17 protein-coding genes are annotated in these 23,696 nt (G+C 65.8%); 11 read left to right on the top strand and 6 right to left on the bottom strand.

Annotation, left to right across the window (positions count from 1 at the left end):
• Positions 1 to 31: 31 nt before the first annotated feature.
• Positions 32 to 826, bottom strand: coding sequence for a peptidylprolyl isomerase (locus tag CH302_RS07055; RefSeq protein WP_037189420.1), 795 nt, complete (start codon positions 824 to 826; stop codon positions 32 to 34).
• The gene (locus CH302_RS07060) at positions 823 to 1,686 is read right to left on the bottom strand and encodes a peptidylprolyl isomerase (RefSeq protein WP_037189419.1); all 864 of its coding nucleotides are present in this window, start codon (positions 1,684 to 1,686) and stop codon (positions 823 to 825) included. Before CH302_RS07060 ends, CH302_RS07055 begins: the two co-directional genes overlap by 4 nt.
• Positions 1,687 to 1,877: 191 nt before the next feature.
• Here CH302_RS07060 and CH302_RS07065 point away from each other — a divergent pair, with 191 nt between their 5' ends.
• Genes CH302_RS07065 through CH302_RS07075 form a run of 3 tightly spaced genes read left to right on the top strand, consistent with a single transcriptional unit; the run spans position 1,878 to position 4,487 of the window.
• Entirely contained in the window at positions 1,878 to 2,570 is a 693-nt protein-coding gene (locus CH302_RS07065) for an MBL fold metallo-hydrolase (protein WP_037189418.1), read from the top strand.
• Between the two features lie 2 nt (positions 2,571 to 2,572).
• Positions 2,573 to 3,844 carry a histidine--tRNA ligase gene (hisS, locus tag CH302_RS07070; RefSeq protein WP_037189417.1) on the top strand — a complete coding sequence of 424 codons (1,272 nt, stop codon included), beginning with the start codon at positions 2,573 to 2,575 and terminating at the stop codon, positions 3,842 to 3,844.
• Complete coding sequence (locus CH302_RS07075; RefSeq protein ID WP_230596214.1) at positions 3,816 to 4,487, top strand: hypothetical protein; 672 nt, start codon at positions 3,816 to 3,818, stop codon at positions 4,485 to 4,487. Before hisS ends, CH302_RS07075 begins: the two co-directional genes overlap by 29 nt.
• A 7-nt stretch (positions 4,488 to 4,494) precedes the next feature.
• Here CH302_RS07075 and CH302_RS07080 read toward each other — a convergent pair whose 3' ends face one another.
• Positions 4,495 to 4,965, bottom strand: a complete 471-nt coding sequence (locus tag CH302_RS07080; protein WP_037189416.1) for a DUF3237 domain-containing protein — start codon at positions 4,963 to 4,965, stop codon at positions 4,495 to 4,497.
• Positions 4,966 to 5,088: 123 nt separating this feature from the next.
• Here CH302_RS07080 and CH302_RS07085 point away from each other — a divergent pair, with 123 nt between their 5' ends.
• Positions 5,089 to 6,117 carry an Rv2578c family radical SAM protein gene (locus CH302_RS07085; RefSeq protein WP_037189415.1) on the top strand — a complete coding sequence of 343 codons (1,029 nt, stop codon included), beginning with the start codon at positions 5,089 to 5,091 and terminating at the stop codon, positions 6,115 to 6,117.
• A gap of 11 nt (positions 6,118 to 6,128) precedes the next feature.
• Here CH302_RS07085 and ypfJ read toward each other — a convergent pair whose 3' ends face one another.
• Positions 6,129 to 7,043, bottom strand: coding sequence for a KPN_02809 family neutral zinc metallopeptidase (ypfJ, locus tag CH302_RS07090; RefSeq protein ID WP_037189414.1), 915 nt, complete (start codon positions 7,041 to 7,043; stop codon positions 6,129 to 6,131).
• A 170-nt stretch (positions 7,044 to 7,213) separates the two neighbouring features.
• Between ypfJ and aspS the strand changes: the two genes are divergently transcribed.
• A complete protein-coding gene (gene aspS, locus CH302_RS07095; protein ID WP_037189413.1) occupies positions 7,214 to 8,998 on the top strand; it encodes an aspartate--tRNA ligase in 1,785 nt (594 codons plus the stop codon).
• Positions 8,999 to 9,070: 72 nt separating this feature from the next.
• Here the strand turns inward: aspS and CH302_RS07100 are convergent, their stop codons facing one another.
• Both CH302_RS07100 and CH302_RS07105 read right to left on the bottom strand, forming a co-directional pair.
• Complete coding sequence (locus tag CH302_RS07100; RefSeq protein ID WP_037190061.1) at positions 9,071 to 10,123, bottom strand: hypothetical protein; 1,053 nt, start codon at positions 10,121 to 10,123, stop codon at positions 9,071 to 9,073.
• A 125-nt stretch (positions 10,124 to 10,248) separates the two neighbouring features.
• Positions 10,249 to 10,851 carry an RDD family protein gene (locus tag CH302_RS07105; RefSeq protein ID WP_230596213.1) on the bottom strand — a complete coding sequence of 201 codons (603 nt, stop codon included), beginning with the start codon at positions 10,849 to 10,851 and terminating at the stop codon, positions 10,249 to 10,251.
• A gap of 206 nt (positions 10,852 to 11,057) precedes the next feature.
• Here CH302_RS07105 and CH302_RS07110 point away from each other — a divergent pair, with 206 nt between their 5' ends.
• From CH302_RS07110 to alaS, 6 genes are all read left to right on the top strand, one after another.
• Positions 11,058 to 14,447, top strand: coding sequence for a transglutaminase family protein (locus CH302_RS07110; RefSeq protein WP_037190057.1), 3,390 nt, complete (start codon positions 11,058 to 11,060; stop codon positions 14,445 to 14,447).
• A 128-nt stretch (positions 14,448 to 14,575) separates the two neighbouring features.
• On the top strand, positions 14,576 to 17,299 hold the full coding sequence (locus tag CH302_RS07115; protein ID WP_082323585.1) for a circularly permuted type 2 ATP-grasp protein: 2,724 nt from the start codon (positions 14,576 to 14,578) through the stop codon (positions 17,297 to 17,299).
• Entirely contained in the window at positions 17,299 to 18,198 is a 900-nt protein-coding gene (locus tag CH302_RS07120) for a transglutaminase family protein (protein WP_037189412.1), read from the top strand. Before CH302_RS07115 ends, CH302_RS07120 begins: the two co-directional genes overlap by 1 nt.
• Positions 18,199 to 18,353: 155 nt before the next feature.
• Positions 18,354 to 19,523, top strand: coding sequence for a kinase (locus CH302_RS07125; protein WP_037189411.1), 1,170 nt, complete (start codon positions 18,354 to 18,356; stop codon positions 19,521 to 19,523).
• Positions 19,524 to 19,572: 49 nt separating this feature from the next.
• A complete protein-coding gene (locus CH302_RS07130; protein ID WP_176460657.1) occupies positions 19,573 to 20,982 on the top strand; it encodes a replication-associated recombination protein A in 1,410 nt (469 codons plus the stop codon).
• A gap of 42 nt (positions 20,983 to 21,024) precedes the next feature.
• Positions 21,025 to 23,691 carry an alanine--tRNA ligase gene (gene alaS / locus CH302_RS07135; protein WP_037189410.1) on the top strand — a complete coding sequence of 889 codons (2,667 nt, stop codon included), beginning with the start codon at positions 21,025 to 21,027 and terminating at the stop codon, positions 23,689 to 23,691.
• The last annotated feature ends 5 nt before the right edge of the window (positions 23,692 to 23,696 follow it).

Here is a 23,696-nt window from a genome sequence, read left to right on the forward strand (position 1 = left end):
ATACTCTGCTCACCCTCTCGTCTTTCTGAACTCAGGCTGCGGACTCCACGATCACCGGATTCGCCGGTGCACCGTCCTCGGAGCCACCTGTGACCCCGCCCGCTGCGATGGCGTCGAGGGTTTGCAGACCGGCGTCCGAGATGGTGCCGAACACCGTGTACTGCGGCGGCAGCACCGAATCGGCGTACACCAGGAAGAACTGGCTGCCGTTGGTATCGGGGCCTGCATTGGCCATGGCCAGCGTTCCGCGGGGGTAGACCACCGGATTCTCGGCCTGCGCCGGATCGTCGGTGTACGCGGTGGTGGGGTACTCGTTGGCGAAGGTGTATCCCGGTCCGCCTCGACCGGACCCGGACGGGTCACCGCACTGCAGCACTTCGAGGCCCGGTGACGTCGTCAGACGGTGACAGGGCGAGCCGTCGAAATATCCCTGCTGGACGAGGCCGACGACGCTGTTGACGGTGCACGGTGCCTGAGTCCGGTCGAGCGTGATGTCGATCGGACCCTGATTGGTGGACAACGTCACATCGACGTTTCCGTACACGTCGATGTTGTCGGTCGCGGGCGCCTCGACCTCCTTGGCGGCCGGGGACTCGGCCGGATACGAGCAGGACACCGTGTCGGTCGTCGGCTGCGGCACGGGCGGCAACGCGCCGAAACGGGACAGATCGAGGGCAGGCCGCGGCGCGGGTGCTGCGGTCGTCGTCGTCGTTGTCGACGACGGTGTGGTGGCCGGTGCAGCTGTCGGTTCGGCCGAACTGGAACACCCTGCGAGTACCAGCGCGGTGGCCGAGACCGCGATCGTCAGCGCCGAGGTGCGCTTCACAGGTCGCTCAGCATGGACGTGATGTCGACCGGTTCGGCGGGGGCTCCGTCGGATGCGCCGCCCTCCACTCCCTTGGCTGCGATGGCGTCGAGAGTGGCGAGTCCGGTCTCGTCGATGGTGCCGAACGCGGTGTAGGCGGGCGGCAGTTCCGAATCGCCGTAGACGAGGAAGAACTGGCTGCCGTTGGTACCCGGGCCTGCGTTGGCCATGGCCAACGTTCCGCGTGGGTAGGAGATCGGGGTCTGAGCAGCGGGGTCGCCCTCGGCATAGGTATCGGTGGGGAATTCGTCGGCGAACTGATAGCCCGGTCCGCCGGAGCCGGTGCCCGTGGGATCGCCGCACTGCAGAACCTGCAGGCCCGCGCCCGTGGTGAGTCGATGGCAGGTGGTGCCGTCGAAGTAGCCCTGATTGGCGAGCGAGACGAAACTGTTGACCGTGCACGGAGACTCGGGATTGTTCAGCGTCAGCCCGATGTTCCCCGCAGACGTGGTCATGCTGTAGCTCAGCGGCTCGTCGCTGGTGGGGACGTTGTCGGTGCGCGGGGGAGTGTTCTCCTTGGCCGCAGGCTGTGTCGCGGCGGGATAGGAGCAGTTCACCGTCTCGGGCAGCGGCTCGGTGCGCCCTGCTGCGATGATCGAATCGGCGGGTGCCGACGTCGTCGACTCCTGGGCGGTGCTCGCATCGTCGTCACCGCGGGTCACCACGAACACGACCGAGACGACGGCCACGACCGCGACGACACCGAGAATGGAACCGGCGATCGTCAATTGCTTACGACGTCGCGCTCGCTCGGCGCGGCGTACGAGTTGGCGTTCGAGCTTTCGTTTGGCAGCCTCGCGCCGTTGCTCGTTGCTGGGCAATTCGTGTTCCTCCCGCTTGTCGAAAAACGACCTCGCCCGCTCGCTGCACGGACCGATCGTGTGGTAATCGGCCGAGAATCGGCCAACGCGAGTTTGCCATCACTGCCTGAGAGCATGCTGGGGGGACCCGGCGGGAGCGGCCCCACTAAGCTTGCTCGGTACTTCGGCCTCAGCCTTTAGGAGCGTTTGTCTTGCTCGTCACCGGATTCCCCGCAGGCATGTTTCAGACGAACTGTTACATCCTGGCCCAGGACGACGCGTCCGAGTGTGTCGTCGTCGATCCCGGTCAGGACGCCGCTGATCCGTTGATCGACTTCCTGACGCAGTCCTCGCTCACCCCCACCGCAGTACTGCTCACGCACGGTCATCTGGACCACACGTGGTCGGTGGAGCCGATCTGCGCAAAGTACGGCATCCCGGCGTACATCGCACCCGAGGACCGCTACATGCTGTCCGATCCGATCAAGGGAACGGGTCCGACGTTGGCGGCAGTGCTCGGCGACCTCGAGTTCCACGAACCGGCAGAGGTGATCGAGCTCACGGACGGTCTACGGCTCGAGCTGGCCGGCATCGAATTCACGGTGGTGCACACTCCCGGGCACACCCAGGGGTCGGTGGTGTTCCTCGCCCATGCCGACGGGCCCGACGGATCGGTTCCGCTGGCCCTGACCGGGGACACCCTCTTCGCGGGATCGATCGGGCGCACCGATCTGCCCGGCGGCGATCACGACCAACTGCTGAGGTCCATCGCGACTCGGCTGCTCCCGCTGAGCGACGACACGGTGGTGCTCCCGGGGCACGGCGGACAGAGCTCGATCGGCCAGGAGCGCGGGTCCAACCCGTTCCTCGTTGGACTCACCGACCCCGAGCAAGGAAAGCTGTGAGCGTGAGCAAGCCGACCGCCTTTTCCGCCCCCAAGGGGATTCCCGATTATTTTCCCCCGAACTCGGCCGAGTTCGTCGCCGTTCGCGAAGGGCTGCTCGACGCGGCCCGCAACGCCGGCTACGGCCACATCGAACTGCCGATCTTCGAGGACACCGGCCTGTTCGCCCGCGGGGTCGGGGAGTCGACCGATGTGGTGAGCAAGGAGATGTACACGTTCGCCGATCGTGGAGACCGATCGGTGACGCTGCGCCCCGAGGGCACCGCAGGGGTCATGCGCGCGGTGATCGAGCACGGTCTGGATCGGGGAGCACTGCCGGTCAAGCTCGCCTACGCCGGGCCGTTCTTCCGTTACGAGCGCCCACAGGCCGGGCGGTACCGGCAGCTGCAGCAGGTTGGTGTCGAGGCGATCGGCGTCGACGACCCGGCGCTGGACGCCGAGGTCATCGCCGTGGCCGATGCCGGTTTCCGTGCCCTCGGGCTCACCGGGTTCCGACTCGAGATCACCTCGCTCGGTGACGACACCTGCCGCCCGCAGTACCGAGAGCTGTTGCAGCAGTTCCTGTTCGCCCTTCCCCTCGACGAGGACACCCGTCGACGCGCCGAGATCAACCCACTGCGGGTGCTCGACGACAAGCGGCCCGAGGTGCGTGAAATGACCGCGGACGCGCCGTTGATGCTCGATCACCTCTCCGATTCGGCGAAGGAACACTTCGACGAAGTGCTGGCATACCTGGACGTGATGAACGTTCCGTACCTGGTGAATCCGCGGATGGTGCGTGGCCTCGACTACTACACCAAGACGACGTTCGAATTCGTGCACGACGGGCTCGGCGCACAATCGGGCATCGGCGGCGGTGGACGCTACGACGGATTGATGGAACAGCTCGGTGGGCAGGCGCTCTCCGGAATCGGGTTCGGTCTCGGCGTCGATCGCACAGTGCTGGCACTCGCCGCCGAGGGCAAGACCGCGGGCGCGACGGCACGATGCCAGGTCTTCGGCGTTCCGATGGGGGCCGGTGCCAAGCTGGCGATCGTCGACATCGCGGCTCAGCTTCGCGAACGAGGAATAGCCGTGGACATGGCCTACGGAAATCGCGGAATCAAGGGTGCCATGAAGGCCGCCGACCGATCCGGCGCGCGGTTCGCGTTGGTGCTCGGCGACCAGGAATTGGCTGCGGAATCGGTTCTGATGAAAGACCTTTCGAACGGCGAGCAGGAGACCGTTCCGATGGCCGACGTGGTCGATGCCCTCGGAGCGCGCCTTGGCCGGTGATCCTCGGCCCGGTGACTCCGGGTCCAATGCGGGGCCGGTAGCCCTGGACCTGGTCTCGGTGGAGTTCCTGGCACCGCGCCTGCGCAAGATCATCGTCGGGTCGGCCGCGATCGGGATTCTTCTCGCCGTCGTCCTGGCGCTGTTCGCGCCGGTATGGGTTGCAGTTCTCGTCGGGGTGATCGTCGGCGGTCCCGCAGTACTGTCGGGTTGGCTCGGTCTGCGCCGACGGGTGTGGCTCGACGGCCCGCAACTGTGCGCGCGGGGGTTGCGCACTCGCCGGCTGAAGATGCCGGAGGTGGTGACGGCCGAACTGACGATTCGGACGGCCGGAATCGATCAGATCTCGCTGCGGCTCTACGACGGGCGTACCCACATCGTGCTTCCCCTAGCGCTCTACACCAGGGATGGGGGCCGTGAACTGCCGATTCTCGCGTTACGCACCCTCGCCGACTCCCTGTGGACCACCGAGCTGGTGCCTGCCGCGGCGATCGCATCGGTGCTGGTGGATCAGCTGCGCGCCGAGGCACGCGACGCCGGACTCGACCAACGGCCGCTCTACCGCGCCGTCGAACTCGTCCGGAGCAAAGGACGAACTCCGCAGGCGACGCTGACCGACCGTGAGGTCGCTCAGCTGCTCGACTGAGTCGTGGTCAGGTGACCAGGAAGGCGTCGAGCACGACGGCTTCGGCGGAGCGAGATCCGGACGTGACGACGAGTGCGCGGTTGAGATAGGTGAACTTCGGAACTGCGGTCGACACGCTGAGGGTGCCGCGGAAGTAGTAGGTGGCGGGATCGACCTCACGTTCGGGATCGTTCAGAGCGTCGATGACGTCGGCAGGCCCGAACTGAACCCCGCGGTAGTCGAGCGAGAGGTAACCGCCGGTCGCCAATTCGAGAACGAGATCGCTGCTGAACTCGGTGCATCCGTCCGGCCGAGTGACGCTGACGACGGTCGACCCTGCTGCGAGGGTGCCCTCGATGTCGGGGCCGGGAGCTGCGCCGCCGAGCACGGTGGTGACCACCCGCTCACCGGCGGGTACCGAACCGATGTCGATTCCCGGTCCCAGCGTGAGGCCGAGACGCAGAATGGGTTCGAGGGTCGGTGTGTTCGGGGCGGTCACGGCGGTGCACTCCTAGGATCGACTGTGGGCCTACGCTATCGCCCTCCGGTGACCACACCCGAGCGGGTACCGGCGGGGTCGGCCGGCCTTGACACGACATAGAACAAATGTTCGACTGTGTGCATGCGATGGGCCGGTCAGACTCTCGACGCCGCGGACGACGGGGCGCTCCCGGGGCTCGAGCGGTCCGGGCTGGTCCGAAGCGTGCAGACGCCCGAGTTCGAGGGCATCACCTTCCACGAGGTGCTGTGCAAGAGCGCCCTGAACGAGGTGCCGAGCGAATCGCAGGTGCCGTTCTCCTGGACCGTCAATCCGATGCGTGGGTGCTCACACGCATGCCGGTACTGCTTCGCTCGCCCGACGCACGAATATCTGGATCTGGACTCCGGCAACGATTTCGACACGCAGATCGTCGTGAAGACGAACGTGGCGGCGGTACTGCGCAAGGAACTCTCGCGCCGGTCGTGGAAACGGGAGCCGGTGGCCCTCGGTACCAACACCGACCCCTACCAACGCGCGGAGGGTCGATATCGGTTGATGCCCGGCATCATTCGGGCACTGACCGAATCGGGCACGTCGTTCTCGATTCTCACCAAGGGCACCTTGCTGCGGCGTGATCTGCCCCTGTTGACGCTCGCCGCGCAGCAGGTCGACGTGCAGGTGAGCATCAGCCTGGCCATTCACGACGCCGACCTGCAGAAGCAGCTCGAGCCCGGAACCCCCAGTCCGCGAGCGCGATTGGACCTCATTCGTGCGGTACGTGATGCGGGACTGGACTGCGGGGTTCTGGTGGCACCGGTCATTCCGTTTCTCACCGACGGGGCCAAGCAACTGGACGGTCTGATCGGTGCCCTGGCCGAGGCCGGTGCGACGACCGTGACGGCCCTGCCGATGCATCTGCGTTCGAGCACCAAGGACTGGTACATGAGCTGGCTGGTGAAGGAACACCCCGCGTTGGTGCGTCGATACCGTCAGCTCTACGGACACGGGGCGTACGTGACTCCCGAGTACAAGCAGTGGCTGAAAGCCAGAATCGATCCGCTGCTCGACACCTACGGGTTCGCCGCAGAGCAGACCCGCTCGCTGCCCGCCAACGAGCCGGCCGATTCCCGAGAACTGGTGACCTCGGGGCCCGCTCTCACCCTGTTCTGATCGGTGCCGGTTCAGGGATTGTTCAGATCGCGTGCCGCGAACGTGTCGCAGGCCGCCACCTGTCCGGTCTCGTAGCCCGCGGTGAACCACGCCTGTCGCTGCGCGGACGAACCGTGAGTCCAGCCCTCGGGGTTGACGCTGCCCGTGGATGCCTGCTGAATTCGGTCGTCGCCCACCGACGATGCCGCGGAGAGGGCGTCGTCGATGTCGGTGGTGGTCAGCGGCTCGAGGAACGGAACCCCGGTGTCCGGATCGACGGTGTCGGCTGCGTAGTGCGCCCAGATTCCCGCGTAGCAGTCGGCCTGCAACTCCACTTTGACGCCACCGGACTCGGGTCCCTGCGGATCGGCCTGGGCGCGGCCGATGTCGCCCAGTTGGTTCTGCAGGTGGTGGCCGATCTCGTGCGCCACCACGTACTCCTGCGCCAACGGGCCGCCGCTGGAGCCGAACTGGTCGACGAGAACCTGAAAGAAGCTCGTATCGAAGTAGGCGGTGGAATCGGCCGGGCAGTAGAACGGCCCGACGGCGCTGGTGGCGTTGCCGCACCCCGTGTTCGTCGATCCGGAGAACAGTCGCACGTCGGGCTGCACGTAAGCGACACCGGTCTGCGACTGCAGTTGCGATTCCCACACGGTATCCAAGCTCGCGACCGTGAAGTCGACTCGGCAGTCGACATTGCTGTTCGCTTCTGTGACGTCACAGTCGAGCGTTCCGGACGACCCGGAGTCGCTTTGTCCAGCGGAACTGTCGCCACCGCTGATCTGGTTGAGGATGGCCCCCGGGTCGCCGCCGAACAACAGGGCAAGGACGATGATGACCAAGCCACCCGCTCCGCCACCGATGGCCAACTTGCCGCGTCCGCCGCCACTTCCGCCGCCGACCGAGACTCGGCCCGGTTGCGATCGCGAGCCTTCTCTGAAGGTCATGCCCGAGTTCCTCTCCGCCGAGCTCCCACCCTGTGGCGAGAACACACATCGCTGCTGTCGGCCATAGCTTCGCACGCCGCGGCGCGATCTCGTTTCCTTCTACGGTCATGTGCTCCGTAGGATCGGTGAGCGAAGAACACGATCAGCGGATTTTTCTCGAAAGGACACCCGTGCTGCGCACCCACCTCGCCGGCTCATTACGCCCCGAGCACGTCGACCGAACCGTGACGCTGACGGGATGGGTGGCCCGCCGACGCGATCACGGCGGCGTCATCTTCATCGATCTGCGCGACGCGTCCGGTGTGTCCCAGGTCGTCTTCCGCGAGGGAGCAGCACTCGAGCAGGCGCACCGCCTGCGCGCCGAATACGTCGTGAAGGTGACCGGCAAGGTCGAAGGCCGCCCCGAGGGCAACGCCAACTACGAGATCCCGACCGGCGCGATCGAGGTCGAGGCCTCCGAGATCGAGGTTCTGTCCGAGGCCGCACCGCTGCCGTTCCAGCTCGACGACCAGCCGGGTGAAGAAGCGCGTCTGAAGTACCGCTACCTCGATCTGCGTCGTGAGGGCCCCGGGCGTGCCATTCGCCTGCGCTCGCACGTCAACGCTGCGGCCCGATCGGTGCTCGCGCATCACGAGTTCGTCGAGGTCGAGACTCCGACGCTCACGCGATCCACCCCCGAGGGTGCCCGCGACTTCCTGGTGCCGGCGAGGTTGCAGCCGGGTAGCTTCTACGCTCTGCCGCAGAGTCCGCAGCTGTTCAAGCAGCTGCTCATGGTCGGCGGCATCGAGCGGTACTACCAGATTGCTCGGTGCTACCGAGACGAGGATTTCCGCGCCGACCGTCAGCCGGAGTTCACGCAGCTCGACGTCGAGATGAGCTTCGTCACCCAGGACGACGTCATCCTGCTGGCCGAGGAGATCCTGGCCTCGCTGTGGAAGCTCGTCGGCCACCACTTCACGGCTCCGATTCCACGGATCACCTACGCCGAGGCGATGCGTCGCTACGGTTCGGACAAGCCCGACCTCCGCTTCGACATCGAACTGGTCGAATGCACGGACTTCTTCTCCGACACCACGTTCCGAGTGTTCCAGGCCCCGTACGTCGGCGCGGTCGTCATGCCCGGTGGCGCGAGCCAGCCCCGAAAGCAGCTCGACCGGTGGCAGGAATTCGCCAAGCAGCGAGGCCACAAGGGCCTCGCGTACGTTCTCGTCGGTGAGGACGGCACGCTGGGCGGCCCGGTTGCCAAGAACCTGACCGACGCCGAGCGCGACGGCCTTGCAGCACACGTCGGTGCGAACAACGGCGACGCGATCTTCTTCTCCGCGGGCCCGGTCAAGGCATCACGTGGATTGCTCGGTGCAGTGCGCGGCGAGATCGCTCGCAAGCTCGACCTGATCGACCCGGAGGCATGGGCGTTCGTGTGGGTCGTCGACGCTCCGTTGTTCGAGCCCACGTCCGACGCCACCGCCAGTGGCGACGTGGCCGTCGGGTCAGGTGCGTGGACTGCAGTGCACCACGCCTTCACGTCGCCCAAGCCGGAGTCGATGGACACGTTCGACACCGACCCCGGATCTGCTCTGGCCTACGCCTACGACATCGTCTGCAACGGCAACGAGATCGGCGGTGGCAGTATTCGTATCCACCGCAAGGACATTCAGGAACGGGTGTTCGCGATCATGGGTATCGGCAAGGAAGAAGCTCAGGAGAAGTTCGGCTTCCTCCTCGATGCCTTCTCCTACGGCGCACCGCCGCACGGCGGCATCGCGTTCGGCTGGGATCGCATCACTGCGCTGCTCGCCGGAGTCGATTCCATCCGTGAGGTCATAGCGTTCCCGAAGTCCGGTGGCGGCATCGACCCGTTGACCGATGCACCCGCACCGATCACGCCGCAGCAGCGTAAGGAATCGGGCGTCGACTTCAAGCCGGAGAAGAAGGAAGAACCGGCCGAAGCCTGAGAAGGTTCGAAGACGAATGTCCCCGTAACGCTCTGCGCTACGGGGACATTCGTCTGTTCGGGAGCAGTCGGGTCAGCGTGCGGGGGACAGCGGACCGCCGGTCAGGACGCGGTACGCGTAGTTGGTGGCGATCACCGAAATCGGAATGGTGAAGAGCAAACCGAGGCCACACAGCAGAGCACCGACGATGTTGATCGCGGCCAACAGCAGGAGGAGCAGCAGCAGCGGGCCGAAGTTCTTGACGGTCAGGTCGACACTGGACTTGATGGATTCGATCGCCGACTGGTTCCGATCGATCAGGAACGTCAGGGCGAAGTTGGCCAGGAAGCCGATCACGAGCAGAAGGACCGTTCCGAGGAACGGGATGAAACTGAACACCACGCTGACGACGGTCCAGATCAACGCCAGGATGGCGATCTGCCCGACGTTGGTGAGTTGAAAGAACCGCCCGAAGGACGGCTTCTCGGGTGCACCGGTCTCGTCCAAAGCTCCGCGAACATAGGCGGCGTTGACGAAATACGACGCGAACGTGGCAATGGCCGTCATGACGATGGCCACCCCGGATGTCGTGGTCGTGAAGGTCGTGTCGCCGGCGTCGGCGGCTGCCATTGCTGCGCTGAACGTCGAGACGAAGATCACGGCGAGTCCGATAGCGCTGACGGCCCAGACGATGGCGGTGATGCCCAGCCACGGGCCGACGTTGGCCTTGAACTTCGCGAACCCGTAGCTCAGCGCCGCGCCTGCGTCCAGACGACCGGGATTGGGACCCAGGGGCGTGTGCCCGTACCCCTGGTTGCCGTAATTGCCGGGAGGCGGTGGGTACGCCCCGGGAGGCGGCGGATAGCCGCCGGGTGCGCCGCCCTGCGGTGGAAAGTTTCCGGGCGGGGGTGGGTAGCCACCGGGAGGCGGGTAACCACCCTGCTGTGGGTAGTTGCCCTGCGGTGGGTAGTTGTCCGGAGATGGGTAGCCGCCGGGAGGCGGGTAGTTTCCGGGCGGGGGCTGGTACTGACCACCAGGAGGCGATGGGGTGTTTCCCGTGTTCGGCGGGGGAGTGTTCGGCGTTTCGGGGCGGTCGGGATCGGATCCCTCGCCGGGCCGCGGTTCGTCGGTCGAGTTGTCGCTCACGTCGTTCTCCTGGTCTGTGGTCGGGACGAGTGGGGTGCTCTGCAGCACCGAGGTCCGGGAACACCCGAACGCAGACGAGCGGGCCTCCAGGAACTTCGGAGGTCCGCTCGTGCGTGGACGGGTTGTTACGAGATGCTGATGACCTGGGTTCCGCCGGCGATCTCGTCGTGCTTGCCCTGCTTGGTCGGGCTCGAGTTGATGGTCACCGCAATGACGATGTACGCCACGATCACCAGGAAACTGCCGAGCAACGGCACGATGTTCAGCAGCATGAATGCGTTGCGCTTGGCTGCCTCGGCCTGCGTGGGCAGTCCGCCCGTTGCACCGAGGGTGCGCAATCCGAGGGCCTGTTTGCCCAGGGTCTGGCCGCGGGAGGACTCGAGCAGTGTGAAGTACGCGAACCCGAGAAGCGCCGCCGCGAGGCCGAACAAGAATGATCCGAAGAACCCGCTCGGGAGAATCACGTACAGGATGATCTGCACGACAGCGAGAATCAGCCCGTCCACGAAGCGGGCCGCGAACCGTGATCCGAGGCTGCCTGGCTGCGCGCCGCCGGGCAACTGCGAGCCCATTCCGAATGCCGCGTTGCCACCCACGGGCGGCGGTGGGTAGTTGCCCGGGGGTGGGTAGTTGCCGGGTGGCGGGTAACCGGACGCCGGATTCGTGGGGTACTGGGGTTGGTTCGGATCCGAGCCGTACTGCGGTCCGTTGGGTGGATTGTCGCTCACGAGATTCCCTTTGGTTGCAAAGTGTGGCGTGCGTCGAACGAATACTCGATTCTCGCTGAGCGAACCGCACCACGAAGAGGGTGTCAAGCAGTACACACCCGCCCGGTCAGTACATTTCGGACACGATTTCTCGCCGAGCGCACCGGGCCCGGTCCTACTAGGGTTGGGTGTTCTACCCATACCGGGACTATCACGAGGGGCTCGCCGTGGGCATCAAGGTTGCACTCGAACACCGCACCAGCTACAAATTCGACCGCACCGTCAAGATCTTTCCGCACGAAATTCGGCTGCGACCGGCACCGCATTCGCGTACACCGATCGAGGCGTACTCGCTGAAGATCGAACCGGCGGAGCATTTCGTCAACTGGCAGCAGGACGTGTTCGGAAACTTTCTCGCTCGGGTGGTCTTCCCCGAGCGAACCGACCATCTGTCGATCACCGTCGGACTCGTCGCGGACATGGCGTCGATCAATCCCCTCGACTTCTTCGTCGAGGAATGGGCCGAGCACTTCGGTTTTGCATACGAAGAGCACGACCTTCCCGACCTCGAGCCGTACCTGCGCCCGGTGGACGAGGGCAAGGCCGGATCCGGACCCGGCCCGGTGGTCTCGGCCTGGGTGGAGAAGCTGCAGGCGGCCGTCGTCGAGCGCGGAGAATCGTTGCGCACCATCGATTTTCTCGTGATGGCAAACCAGGCCGTCATGGGGGACGTCGGGTACTCCGTGCGCATGGAACCCGGAGTGCAGACCCCTGATCTGACCCTGACGTCCGCCGTAGGGTCGTGCCGCGACTCGGCATGGTTGCTGGTGTCGGTACTGCGTCAGGTGGGTCTGGCGGCGCGCTTCGTGTCGGGTTACCTGGTGCAGTTGTCCTCCGACGTCAAGTCGTTGGACGGCCCGTCCGGGCCGGTGGAGGATTTCACCGATCTCCACGCCTGGACCGAGGTCTATCTCCCCGGTGCGGGCTGGGTCGGGATGGATCCGACCTCCGGCCTGTTCGCCGGCGAAGGCCACATCCCACTGTCGGCGACGCCGCACCCGTCGACTGCCGCCGCCATCTCCGGTGCGACGAGCAAGTGCAAGGCCGAACTCGACTTCTCTAACACCGTCGTGCGCGTCCACGAGGATCCGCGAACGACCTTGCCCTACACCGCCGAGCAGTGGGAGTCGATCAAGGCGACAGCCGAGAAGATCGACAAGCGGATGCTCGATCAGGACATTCGATTGACCGTCGGCGGCGAGCCCACGTTCGTGGCGATCGAGAATCAGGAAGCGCCCGAGTGGAACACCACGGCCGATGGCCCACACAAGCGCAAGCTGGCCAGTGTGCTCGCCGAACGGCTTCGCACCATCTACGCACCGGACGGTCTGGTGCAGCGCAGTCAGGGCAAGTGGTACCCCGGTGAACCCCTGCCGCGGTGGCAGGTGGGACTGTTCTGGCGCACCGACGGTCAAGCCCTCTGGCACGACTCCGACCTGATCGCCGATCCCTGGTTGGCGGAAGATCTGCGCCCGGAGCCGGTGGACAACTCGGCGTCGCAGGAACTGATCGACGAGTTGGTCAAGGCGCTCGGACTGCCTGCCTCACAAGCGCGTCCCGCCTACGAGGACCCGTTGGTGAAACTGTTGGATCTGGTTCGCCAGCCCTACGGTGACCCGCCCGCCGACGACGAGGATCTCGAACCGGGAGCCGATTCCGCGGACGCCAGAAAACGACTGCTCGAACGGCTCGATGCCAGCACCGACGAGCCTGCGGCCTTCGTGCTGCCCATCTCCCGTACCGATGACGGGTCCGGCTGGGAGAGCTCGGACTGGAAGTTGCGCCGTGGCCGAATAGTGTTGTTGGAAGGCGATTCTCCCGCGGGGCTGCGGCTGCCACTGCGAGCGATCTCCTGGGACGGCGGACCCGTCGAGAACCCGGCGGACCCCACCGCTCCCAAGGCGGATCTGCCCACACCGCAGCTGACCCAGCAACCGCCGCGTGCGGTGAACCCGGCCGAGTCGCGGTACGCGCAGTTGGTGAACGAGACCTCCGGGGTGGGTGGCACCGCCGTCACCGCGCTGGTCGCCGAGGTCCGTGACGGCGTCCTGCACGTGTTTATGCCGCCGATGGATCGGTTGGACGACTTCGTCGACCTCGTTTCACGCGTCGAGCAGGCGGCGTCGACCATCAGCACGCCCGTCGTGATCGAGGGCTACGGTCCGCCGTCCGATCCGCGTATCCAAACCCTCACCGTCACACCGGATCCCGGTGTGATCGAGGTCAACGTGCAACCGACCTCCTCGTGGGCCGAACAGAACGAGCTGATGGAGCGTCTCTACCTAGAGGCGCGTCAGTCCCGCTTGAGCACAGAGGGATTCGACAACGACGGCACCACTCGTGGAACGGGCGGTGGAAACCACATCACCCTCGGCGGCGTGACGCCGGTGGATTCACCCGTTCTGCGTCGACCGGACCTGCTGGTCTCGCTGCTGACTCACTGGCAGCGGCACCCGTCGCTGTCGTACCTGTTCTCGGGCCGCTTCATCGGCACCACGTCGCAGGCTCCTCGCGCCGACGAGGGCCGCGAGGAATCGCTCTACGAGCTCGAGGTCGCGTTCAGCGAGATCGAACGACTGACCGGGGCCGACCGATCGGCGTCGCCCTGGGTCGTCGACCGAGCGCTGCGGCACCTGCTCACCGACATCACCGGCAACACCCACCGCGCCGAGTTCTGCATCGACAAGCTCTACAGTCCCGACTCCACTCGCGGACGATTGGGACTGCTCGAACTGCGCGGGTTCGAGATGCCGCCGCACCATCAGATGGCGATGGTGCAGTCACTGCTCGTGCGATCGATGGTCTCGCGGTTCTGGGACACCCCGCTGAAAGCACCTCTCATCCGGCACGGTGCCAACCTGCACGGTCGGTACATGTTGCCGCACTTCGTCATCAACGATATCGGTCGTGTCGTCGAGGACCTCCGTGAGCACGGCATCGATTTCGACACCAGTTGGCTCGATCCGTTCACCGAATTCCGTTTCCCCCGAATCGGTACCACCGTGGTCGGGGACGCCGAGATCGAATTGCGTGGCGCGATCGAGCCATGGAACACCCTCGGCGAGGAGTCGACGTCCTCGGGCACCGCGCGGTACGTGGACTCTTCGGTGGAACGAATCCAGGTTCAGGTCGCCGGAGCCGACGCGGGCCGATACATGGTGACGTGCAACGGGGTGCCGGTGCCGATGTTGCGCACCGAGCGTCAGGACGTGCAGGTCGCCGGCGTGCGTTACCGCGCTTGGCAGCCGCCGAGTGCACTGCACCCGACGATCGAGGTGCAGAGTCCACTGCGTTTCGATCTGGTGGAAATGCAGACCGGACGCGCGGTCGGTGGGTGCTCGTACCACGTCGTGCACCCGGGCGGTCGCTCGTACGAGGGGCCTCCCGTCAACTCGGTGGAAGCCGAAGCACGCCGCAACGGCCGCTTCGAGGAGGGCGGGTTCACCTCGGGCAAGGTGGACGTAGCAAGATTGCTCGAGATGCACGCTCGCCAAGCGATCGATGTGTCCGCGCCCGGCATGCTCGACCTGCGCCGGACCGGAGTCATCACGTCCTGACGCGCGACTGCACAGGAGAACGAGTCGACCGGTAGCGATCTCGGTCCGACGCGTATCGGGTGGTTCCGCAGGCAGCGAAGTCACCCGGCGGCGGAGTGTGATCGACCGACGGAAGGAACAACGGCTCGATGGTGCCCGTGGATACCACCCTGAGTGGAGCCGGCAGGAACGATGATGTTTCGAGTGGAGCCGGCAGGAACGATGATGTTTCGAGTGGAGCCGGCAGGAACGAAGAAGTGTCGACCGGAGCCGGGTTGCCGTGGCTCGCGTATCGCGGTCGGCGCGAGGCCGTGAGCGGTCGCGTCGATCGGTTCGACGAGATGCTCGACGCCGACGACGCCGTGCGTCCGCATTGGGCGGAGTTGGTCGACGGGATGCGTGAGGCCGGCCCGGGTGCCATGCAGACGTTGCAGTCGCGGGTGAGCCGTCTGGTCGACGACCACGGCATCACGTACAACCCGATTCCGTCGGGTGGCAGCGAGGCGGTGCCCAGTGCTGTTCGGTGGGGGTTGGACAGTGTTCCGTTGGTTGTCGCGGCCGACGAGTGGGATCGTCTGGAAGCAGGTTTGGTTCAGCGGTCGATGCTGCTCGACGCGGTGCTCACCGACATCTACGGTGCCCAGGAAACCGTTCGTCGGGGGTTGATTCCGCCGGAGTTGGTCTTCGGCAACCCGGGCTATCTGCGGACGGCGCACGCGATCACCATTCCGGGGCCGCATCAGCTGTTCATGCACGCCGCCGATGTCGCCCGAGGTTCCGACGGCGAATTCCGAGTCATCGCCGACCGCACGCAGGCACCGTCGGGAGTGGGCTACGCGCTCGCCGACCGGCGAGTGATGTCGCGCGCGATGCCCGAGTTGTTCCAGGCCAGCAATCCCAGGCCGCTCTCGACGTTCGCTCGCGCAGTGCGATTGGCGCTTCGCGACGCGGCTCCCGCATCGGCCGAGAACCCGGTCGTGGTGGTGCTCAGTCCCGGTTCGCATTCCGAGACGGCATTCGATCAGGCTTATCTGGCAACGGTTCTCGGCTTTCCTCTCGTGGAGAATGCCGATCTCGTCGTCCGCGACGGTTGTCTGTGGATGCGGTCGCTGGGCAAGTTGCGTCGGGTGGATGTGGTGCTGCGCCGAGTCGACGCCGAGTTCGCCGACCCACTCGATCTACGCCCGGATTCGCACCTGGGTGTCGTCGGTCTGGTCGAGGTGCTGCGGCGCGGCGCCGTGAGCGTGGTGAACACCCTCGGTAGCGGTGTGCTCGAGAACCCGGCTCTGCTTCCGTTGCTTCCGGCGTTGAGCCGTGCCCTGTTGGACGAGGACCTGATTCTCGGTTCGGTGCAGACGTACTGGGGCGGTGATCCGAACCAGCTCTCGCACATCGGAAATCGGCTGCGTTCGCTGGTGCTGCGGTCGACCACCTCACGTCGCACGGTGGTGGGGCACGATCTCACCGATGTCGCAGCCAGGGAGCTGTGGAATCGAATCGTCGCCGAGCCGTGGAAGTGGACCGGGCAGGAAGTCCCCGAGTTCTCGTTGGCTCCGGTCGGTTCGTCGATCGACGGCGGATCGGGTTCCCAGTTGTCGGTGGCCCCAGCGCAAGTGGGGATGCGGCTGTTCACGGTTGCGCAGCGCGGCGGGTACACACCGATGCGCGGCGGTCTGGGGCAGGTGGTGCTCACCGCACCGGTCACCGATCCGCTCATCACGGTGGCGTCGAAGGACGTGTGGGTCAAGTCGGTGGAACGGGTCACCCCGGCCGACTCGGCACCGCACACTCCGCCCGCCACGGTGGAGGAGTTGCCGCAGTACGCCGCGTCCAACGTCGATGTCGTCAGCTCTCCACGTGTACTCGGCGACCTGTTCTGGTTCGGCCGCTACAGCGAGCGTGCCGAGGACATGACTCGATTGCTCATCGCTGCGCGCGAACGCAATCAGGACTACCGCTCGATGCCGTGGCTCGAAGGCAGCGAAAGTCTGCCGATTCTGCTCGAAGCGGTCACCAAGGTCTCGCGCACCTGGCCGGGATTTCTCGACGAGAAGAACCGCGGCGACGCGATCGTGGAGATGCGCTCGTTGATGCTCTCGGCGGGACGTATGGGTTCGCTGGCGCAATCGGTGGATCGGATGCAGCAGGCGGCGCGCGCGGTCCGCGACCAGCTCTCGAACGACACCTGGGCGGTTCTGAACCGCATCGACACCGCGCTCGAGGAGCTGGCCGAGTCGCCGGTTCACAACGGCGCACAACTGGCGTCGTCGCAGTCGAGTGTGCTCCGTGGTCTGCTCGCGCTGGCCGGCTTGGCGTCGGAATCGATGGTGCGAGACGCGGGCTGGTATCTGATGGACGCCGGCAAACGGATCGAGCGTGGTCTTCAGCTGACTGCGCTGCTTTCGGCCACGCTCAGCCACGCTCTCACGCCGTCCACCGAACAGGCGGTCATCGACTCGGTGCTGTCCGCGGCGGAGTCCTCGGTGATCTACCGCAGACGTAACAGTGGGCGCGCGCGTCCGGCAGCCGTCGCGCAGTTGCTGTTGTTCGACGAGGGCAACCCGCGGGCCTTGGTCTACCAGCTCGATCGGCTTCGAGACGACCTGGGTTCGTTGCCCGACGCCTCGGGTACGTCGCGGCCCGAGCAGCTCGTCGAGCAGATGCGGGTGCGATTGCGGCGGGTCGACCCGGGTGATCTGGAATCGGTCGACGCGAACGGCCGACGGGTGGAGTTGATCGAGCTGGTGGACGGCATCCACGACTCACTCGAGGAATTGTCTCGCGTTGTCCTCGCCACGCACATGTCGTTGCCCGGTGGCACGCAGCCGCTGTGGGGTAGCTCGAACATCCGAACTGCGAACGGGGTGCGGTGATGAGTCGTCGGTACCGGATCAAGCACATCACCACCTACACGTATTCCGACCGCGTGACCTCGTCCTACGGGCGGGGATTCCTCGCGCCGCGGGACATGGACGGGCAGCACTGCGTGGAGAAGTCGGTCACGGTGGAGCCGCCACCCACGGACCAGTCCTTCGGAGTGGATGTCTACGGCAACGAAGACGTGTACTTCCATGTGACGAACGATCACGAGAAGTTGGTCGTCACGGCAGATTCGCTCGTCGAGGTGTATCCGCGCCCGGTGGACGAGACCACGTCGTGGCCGGCGACGGCATCCTGGGAGTCCGCTCGGATGGCGCTGTTCGGTGCGAACGTGCCTGCGGATCCGGCCCGTGCATCGGCTGTGGAGTTCGCTCTGGATCTGCCGACCCCGGAGATCACCGACGAGGTACGCGCCTACGCTGCACCCAGCTTCTGGCCCGGTCGACCGCTGGCGGACGTCATCGTCGATCTGACACATCGGATCTTCACCGATTTTCGCTATCTTTCCGGTTCGACGACGGTCTCGACCACCGTTGTCGATGTCCTCGCCGCGCGATCAGGGGTGTGTCAGGACTTCGCTCGCCTTGCCATCGCGTGCTTGCGGTCCCAGGGTCTGGCGGCCCGGTACGTGTCGGGATACCTCGCCACCGAACCTCCGCCCGGCAAAGAGCGGATGATCGGTGTCGACGCGACCCACGCGTGGGCAGCGGTGTGGATGCCGAACGATCGCTGGCTCGCCTTCGATCCCACCAACGATCAGCTGGTCGACGAGCGGTACGCGACCGTGGCGTGGGGACGCGACTACGCCGACGTACCTCCATTGCGAGGGGTGATCTACACCGAGGCGGAAGAGAGCACCATCGCCGTATCGGTGGACGTTGCACCGCAGTAGCGAACCCTGCATAATTCGGTGGCCCGGGGGTAACCGACCATCTGGTCGAATCTGCGAATGCAACGTGCGAAAAGCCGCAAAACGGACAATCGTTTCTCATTCGTAGCCACCGAGACGGCACAGCAGAACACACCGAACGGGTAGCTTGGACATCGATGACCGCAACACTGGCAGACCCCGTATCAGAGGTAGTAGCAGCAGCTCAGCGACTCCTCACCAAACGCACCGGAGCTCCGGTGACGTTGATCGACCCGGTGAATCTGGGGGGTAGCGGCCAAGCGATCGTGTTGCGAGTCCGAGTCTCCGAGAACCCGTTTCAGCTGCCCCGCACCCTGGTGATCAAGCAGGTTCGCGACCTGCCCGACGAATCGGAACTGCACGCCGAGCTCGCCGACATCTCCGGTTCCAGTGCCTTCCTTCGCGAGGCAGCGTCGTACCAGTTCGCCAACGCTCTGGCCACGGACAGCAGGCCAGGACCCGAGCTGCACGCCTACGATCTCGATGCGCGGCTGCTGGTTCTCAGCGATCTCGGCGACGCCAGTCCCATCACCACTCTGCTGCGCAACTCGGACGAAGCCGCGGTGACCAACTCGTTGATGGCCATGGCTCAGGCGCTCGGCCGCATGCACGCCGCCACCGTCGGCCGCGAGGACGACTTCGCGGCTCTGCTGCGCCGGGTGGGGCAACCCGACTCGACCGACGGGATCTCCGCCCAGATACCCGATGCTCTCGCCGAGGTTCCCGGCCTGCTGACCGATCTCCTCGGCGTCGGAACGACCCCGGATGCGATTCTCGATCGCGTCTCTCGCAGCGGGCGGTTGTTCGCGCACGGAGCCTTCCGTGCCTTCAGCCCGTCCGACCTGTGCCCTGACAACATCATCGTCAACGACGAAGGTGTGCGGTTCCTCGATTACGAGTGGGGCGGATTCCGTGACGCCACCCTCGACATCACCTATGCGCTGGCGTCGTTCCCCGGTTGCCTGTGCAGCTTCGAGCTCTCGCACGATCGCGAGCAGGCCATGATCGACGCGTGGCGCTCGGAAGTGGTGGGAATCTGGCCCGCGTTGGCCGACGACACGACGCTAGCGAGCAAGATCCTCGACGCGCGTCTGATCTGGGTATGGCTCAGCACCTACTGGTTCCTGCCCGACGATCACACCCGCATCGCAGCGGCGCGTGCTCACCATCTGTCGGTTCCGCGGTCGCAGGCGCTGATGTCGCGGTGGGCGGTCCTGGCAGACAGTGCTGCGCGCGTCGGCGAGACCGGTATCGCCGAGTACGCGACGTCGGTCGGAACTGCGCTGCGCACGAAGTGGGAGCGCTGAGGAAGACGTCGTTCGCGCATCCGGCGGTCGGATCGGTAGCGTTCGACCGGTGAGCGGCGGTTTCGGAAGTGACATCTCGGGCGGGGACATCTCGGGAAGCGACGAGTTCGGCGACGACGGACTCTTCGAGACGCCTGCGGCACCGGAGGCCACGGTCGCCGAGTCCCGTCCGACGTCCACCTACATCAGGCCCGACGCCCCGCTGGCGGTGCGCATGCGTCCGACGAGCCTCGACGAGGTGGTGGGGCAGTCTCATCTGTTGGCTCCCGGGGCACCGCTGCGCCGGCTCGTCGAGGGCTCCGGCGCATCCTCGGTGATGCTCTACGGTCCACCGGGAACCGGCAAGACGACGCTGGCGTCGTTGATCTCGGGCGCGACCGGACGCAAGTTCGAGGCGCTGTCGGCCCTGTCGGCCGGAGTCAAGGAAGTACGCAACGTCATCGAACTGGCGCGACGCCGACTTCTCTCGGGCGAGCAGACGGTGCTGTTCATCGACGAGGTGCACCGCTTCTCCAAGACGCAGCAGGATGCACTGCTGGCAGCCGTCGAGAATCGCATCGTGTTGTTGGTCGCTGCGACCACCGAGAACCCGTCGTTCTCGGTGGTCTCTCCGCTGCTGTCCCGATCGTTGGTTCTGCAGTTGCAGCCGCTGGGATCCGAGGACATCGAGTTGTTGCTCACTCGCGCCGCGAACGATCCGCGCGGACTCGACGGTGCGGTGACCATCGCCGAGGACGCGATGGATCATCTGGTGCGTCTCGCGGCCGGTGACGCCCGACGAGCGTTGACGGCCCTCGAGGCGGCGGCAGGTGCCGCGACCGACGGAACGCTCGACCTCGCGACGGTCGAGGCCAGTGTCGACAAGGCCGCCGTGCGCTACGACCGCGACGGAGACCAGCACTACGACGTCATCAGTGCGTTCATCAAGTCGATCAGAGGGTCCGACGTCGACGCCGCCCTGCACTATCTGGCGCGGATGATCACGGCAGGCGAGGACGCGCGGTTCATCGCGCGGCGCCTCGTCGTGCACGCCAGCGAGGACATCGGCATGGCCGATCCCACGGCGCTGCAGACGGCGACGGCCGCTGCCAGCGCCGTGCAGATGATCGGGATGCCCGAGGCACGGCTGGCGCTGGCGCAGGCCACGATTCACCTGGCGACCGCGCCCAAGTCCGGTGCCGTGATCGGCGCACTCGGTGCGGCCATGGCCGACGTCGCGGCAGGCAAGTCGGGATCGGTTCCGCCGCATCTACGCGACGGCCACTACAAGGGAGCGCAAGGGCTGGGAAACGCCGTCGGGTATCGGTACCCGCACAGCAGTCCTGGCGGCGTACTGGGGCAGCAGTATCCGCCGGACGAACTGGTGGGCGTGAACTATTACGAGCCCACCGAACACGGTGCCGAGCGCGAAATCGCGACCAGGGTGGGGAAACTGCGGCGCATCATCCGAGGCCGATAGGCCCTCGAGTCGGCACAGGGTCTCGGACGCTAACCTGTATCAGTGCAGACCCATGAGATCCGCAGGCGTTTCCTCGACCATTTCGTGAAGGCGGGGCACACCGAAGTACCCAGTGCGTCGTTGATCCTCGACGACCCGAACCTGCTGTTCGTCAACGCGGGCATGGTTCCCTTCGTGCCGTTCTTCCTCGGTCAGCAGACGCCGCCGTACAAGACGGCGACGAGTGTCCAGAAGTGCGTGCGCACCCTCGACATCGAGAACGTCGGTATCACCACCCGCCACAACACGTTCTTCCAGATGGCCGGCAACTTCTCGTTCGGTGACTACTTCAAGCGCGACGCGATTCGGCACGCCTGGTCGTTGTTGACCGACAGCGTGGAGGACGGTGGGTACGGGTTCGACCCCGAGCGCATCTGGGCCACTGCATATCTCGACGACGACGAGGCGATCGAACTCTGGAAGGAGATCGCAGGCCTGCCCGACGAGCGGATTCAGCGTCGAGGAATGGCCGACAACTACTGGTCCATGGGCATTCCCGGCCCCTGCGGCCCGTGCTCGGAGATCTACTACGACCGTGGACCCGAGTTCGGTGCCGAGGGTGGTCCCGAGGCCGACGAGGATCGGTACATCGAGATCTGGAACCTCGTGTTCATGCAGAACGAACGCGGCAAGGGAATCAGCAAGGACGACTTCGAGATCCTCGGTCCGCTGCCGAAGCAGAACATCGACACCGGCATGGGCGTCGAGCGCGTCGCCTTCCTGTTGCAGGGCGTGGACAACGTCTACGAGACCGATCTCGTCCGGCCGGTGATCGCCAAGGCCGAGGAGCTCTCGGGACGCGCCTACGGTGCCAACCACGACGACGACGTGCGCTTCCGCGTCATCGCCGATCACGCCCGCACCGCCGCGCTGCTGATCTCCGACGGCGTCAACCCCGGTAACGACGGGCGAGGCTACGTACTGCGCCGACTGCTGCGCCGCATCGTGCGATCGGCACGCCTGCTCGGTGCCCCGGACGAGACGATGGCGCAGTTCGTCACCGTCGTGCGCGACACGATGGCCGAGTCCTACCCGAACCTCGTCACCGACTTCGATCGCATCCTCACCGTCGCAGTGGGGGAGGAGACGGCGTTTCTCAAGACCCTCACCTCGGGTTCGCGGCTGTTCGAGGGTGCCGCCGAGGCGGTCAAGGCGTCGGGCGCGAAGAAGATCGGCGGCGCAGAAGCATTCGCGCTGCACGACACCTACGGTTTCCCGATCGATCTGACGCTCGAGATGGCCGCCGAGGCCGGCCTGTCTGTCGACGAGGACGGTTTCCGGTCGCTGATGGCCGAGCAGCGCACCCGGGCCAAGGACGACGCCCGCGCCCGCAAGCACGCACACGCAGACCTCACGGTCTACAAGGATTTCGTCGACGGTTCGCCGACCGAGTTCACCGGATTCGACGAACTCGGCTCCGAGGCAACGGTATTGGCCTTGATCAAGAACGGTGTTCGCGTTCCGACCGCGGTTGCGGGCGAGAGCATCGAGATCATCCTCGACCGCAGCCCGCTCTACGCCGAGTCCGGTGGTCAGATCGCCGACATCGGCACCATCACCGCACCCGGCCTCGGCGTCAAGGTCAACGACGTGCAGAAGATCGCCAAGAAGGTCTGGACGCACAAGTCCGTGGTCGAGTCGGGCCAGATCACCGAGGGCGACACCGTGCACGTCGACGTCGACCACGCGTGGCGCAAGGGTGCGACTCAGGGCCACTCGGGTACCCACATGGTGCACGCGGCGCTGCGACAGGTGCTCGGGCCCAACGCGACCCAGGCCGGATCGCTGAACAAGCCCGGCTACCTGCGCTTCGATTTCTCGTGGCAGGGCGCGCTCTCGGAGGCGCAGCGCGACGACATCGAGAATGTCGCCAACGATGCGGTCGGTTCGGACTTCGCGGTCAACACCATGGTCACCGACCTCGACAGTGCCAAGAAGATGGGCGCGATGGCCCTGTTCGGCGAGAACTACGGCGACGAAGTGCGCGTCGTCGACATCGGCGGACCGTTCTCGATGGAACTGTGCGGTGGTACGCACGTGCAGCACTCGTCGCAGATCGGCCCGGTCACCATTCTCGGTGAATCATCGGTCGGCTCGGGAGTGCGCCGAGTCGAAGCATTCGTCGGCCTCGATTCCTACCGCTATCTCGCCAAGGAACGCGCGCTGCTGGCCGGCATCGCGTCCTCGCTGAAGGTGCCGTCCGAGGAGGTCCCGGCTCGCATCGAGACCCTCGTCGAGCGTCTGCGTGTCGCGGAGAAGGAACTCGACGCGGTCAAGGCCGCTGCCGTGCTGGCCTCGGCGGGCGAGTTCGTCGGAAAGGCCGAGCGGTTCGGCGACCTGCGGGCGGTGATCGCGCAGGCACCCGACGGTGTCGGCGGCAACGACCTGCGCACCCTGGTGACCGATATCCGAGGGCGGCTGGGCGCGGATCCGGCCGTGGTGGTGCTGTTCGGCACCGTGAACGGCAAGGTCCCGTTCGTGGTCTCGACCAACAAGGCAGCTCAGGATGCGGGCATCGCGGCAGGCGATCTCGTGGCGGCCTTCGGTCCGAGCATCGGTGGCCGAGGCGGCGGCAAGCCCGAGCTGGCACAGGGGTCGGGATCGGACGTCGCCGGAATCGCAGCCGGTATCGACGCCGCCCGGGCTCGACTGACCGAACTCACCCACTGACGATC

This window comes from Rhodococcus sp. 15-2388-1-1a (genome assembly GCF_002259145.1).
Classification (GTDB): Bacteria; Actinomycetota; Actinomycetes; order Mycobacteriales; family Mycobacteriaceae; genus Rhodococcoides.